General features: G+C 60.1%; 2 protein-coding genes and 1 pseudogene. All 3 read left to right on the top strand.

Annotated elements, in window-relative coordinates; genetic code table 11:
- Positions 1-59: 59 nt before the first annotated feature.
- Positions 60-503, top strand: a pseudogene (locus QWJ46_RS30915) (ABC transporter ATP-binding protein); the annotation flags it as partial.
- A 197-nt stretch (positions 504-700) separates the two neighbouring features.
- Positions 701-844: a hypothetical protein gene (locus QWJ46_RS30910; protein ID WP_184459834.1), complete on the top strand. Its 144-nt coding sequence runs from the start codon at positions 701-703 to the stop codon at positions 842-844.
- A 772-nt stretch (positions 845-1616) separates the two neighbouring features.
- Complete coding sequence (locus QWJ46_RS30905) at positions 1617-2063, top strand: isoprenylcysteine carboxylmethyltransferase family protein (protein WP_184459833.1); 447 nt, start codon at positions 1617-1619, stop codon at positions 2061-2063.
- The last annotated feature ends 109 nt before the right edge of the window (positions 2064-2172 follow it).

Genomic DNA, 2172 nt, shown 5'->3' with positions numbered 1-2172 from the left:
CGGAATAGGGTCGCGTCATCCATGCCGGCCATCCTTTCCCGGCATGCATAGGGAATCACATTTCCGCTGATTTGCGAATCCCCGATTCCGGAAAATTGCAGCACGCTCTAGTGCTCGTCGGCCTGGCCGGCATGGGCCATCGCCTTCCCGCCGAACTCTCCGGCGGCCAGCAGCAGCGCGTCGCCGTCGCCCGCGCACTGGTGCTGGAGCCGCAGGTGCTGCTGCTCGATGAACCGCTCTCCAACCTCGACGCGCGCCTGCGCCGCAAGGTGCGCACGGATATCCGCCAACTCCAGCAGCGCCTGGGCTTCACGGCCGTCTATGTCACGCACGATCAGGACGAGGCGCTTGCCGTGTCCGACCGCATCATCGTCATGAAAGATGGCGAAATCGACCAGACCGGGGCGCCGCGTGATCTCTATGGAGCGCCAGCTTCCGCCTTCATCGCCGATTTCATGGGGGAGGCGAATGTCATCCCGTGCGAGGTGCTCGGCATCGATGGCGCAACGCCCCCATCGCGAAAAAGGCGATCCTGGAAATATCGGTCGCACGGATCCGGCACTGCCACGGCACCTTTGCTGGCGCGAAGGTGTGCAAGCTGGCCAAGCTGCTCGATGGTTTCTGCCGTTTTGAACTCGGACCCGTGCACGGGACAACGACTGATCTGCAGCCACATCCAGGAGGCTCGGATGTACGCGTCATGAAGCTGTGCGCCGGGGGCTCGCAGATCATCCGCGAGGCAATGGCCGCAGAAACGGGTGGCCTTGAGATCAAAGAATTTGCGATTAATGACCGCATCTCCGAAACTGACCTGCTTTTCTCCGGGAACGACTGCGAACCGTAACAAAGGCTTGAGATCGAGCCCCGTCCAGAGTTCGAGTTTCGAGACTTCTTCGTTATCGCCGGCGAGAAGACGCGTCGGGCGCAATCCAACGCCTTGGCTCGAACGGCAGCATAACTTCGCCAAGATCAGGAATGATGACACCGAACGCCCTGTAGAACGACGGTTGTAACTGGCCCGCGACCTCGAAACGCGCCGCATTAGCAGGAGACGGGCAGTTTCACTCCACGCTACTAAGCTTTGGATAACACGTTCGGCCTCGTCGACAAGCATCTCTTCTCCCATCAGGGCTGCATGCCGATAGGCGCCGAAGGGAAGGAGGCCGTCCGCGCACCAGCTGTCTGTGATTTTCTTTTGCAGAGCCGGCTCGGCGGTGCTCAACATGGCGTCCTGCGGCGTTCGCCTGTAGGGCGACAATCTGGATGAGATCACGTCTCATCTTGGTTGTCGCGCTGCAAACAGAACTAGAAGGCGATAATTGGGGCCGGAGAACGAACCCGCTGCGCGGGAGGGCGTCTGCGGCTGAGGTAGAGGATGCGGGCTGGAGTTTGCGCCTGGATTGAACGTCGCCCGGCAAGGGCAGAGCATGACGAGCTTCTTCAACAAAGGAGCCTGATCATGCAGTACCCCGATCTCCACACGCCTATCAGCCCGCTGCGCCAGCGGTTGATCGACGACCCATAGCGGCCGCAAATGCTTTGAAGGGCAACATTCCTTATAGTCGCTCCCAGCGCCGGCAATAGAGCGCCGGTCGCGCTCCGCGAGGTGAACGAATATGTTGAAACTTCCGCCACCGATATGGGCCCTTCTCTTCTTGATCCTCACTGCGGGCGCCAGCTACTTGGCCGGGTGGCCCGCCGTACCTTGGGTACATAGCCTCTTCGTCGGGATCGGACTCATCGCCGTCAGTTTCATTGCTCCAGTTTGGGCCTTGATACTGTTCAGACGTGAGGGCACCCAGGTCAATCCCACCTCGGAAACCAACAATAAGCTGGTCACCGGCGGACCTTTTCAGTTCACCCGGAATCCCATGTATCTGGGCCTCGTCGTCCTCAGCCTCGGTGTGGCTGTGGCGACGGGCGCTATTCTTATGTTCGCCGCCCCCCTCTTGGTGTTTGCTACCGCCAATTGGGTCCACATCCCCTTCGAGGAAGCCAAGATGCGCCGCCAGTTCGGCCCGGCTTTCGACGACTACGCGCGGAACGTGAGAAGGTGGCTTTGATGTGAGCTTTCGGGAGGTTGTCCATTCGGAGCGGATCGAGGAGACTGGAGCTACCACATCTCGAGTCGGAGGGATCGCCGCGAATGAACATTCATAAGAATGCCCGACT

This window comes from Rhizobium sp. CBN3 (genome assembly GCF_030518245.1).
Classification (GTDB): domain Bacteria; phylum Pseudomonadota; class Alphaproteobacteria; order Rhizobiales; family Rhizobiaceae; genus Rhizobium; species Rhizobium aethiopicum_A.
Note: the sequence above shows the minus strand (reverse complement) of the source record. Positions and strands in the feature narration are given on the sequence as shown.

Excerpts from the sequence above, each read along its gene's own strand:
- QWJ46_RS30910 (WP_184459834.1), top strand. The coding sequence starts at position 701 with ATGAAGCTGTGCGCCGGGGGCTCGCAGATCATCCGCGAGGCAATGGCC.
- QWJ46_RS30905 (WP_184459833.1), top strand. The coding sequence starts at position 1,617 with ATGTTGAAACTTCCGCCACCGATATGGGCCCTTCTCTTCTTGATCCTC.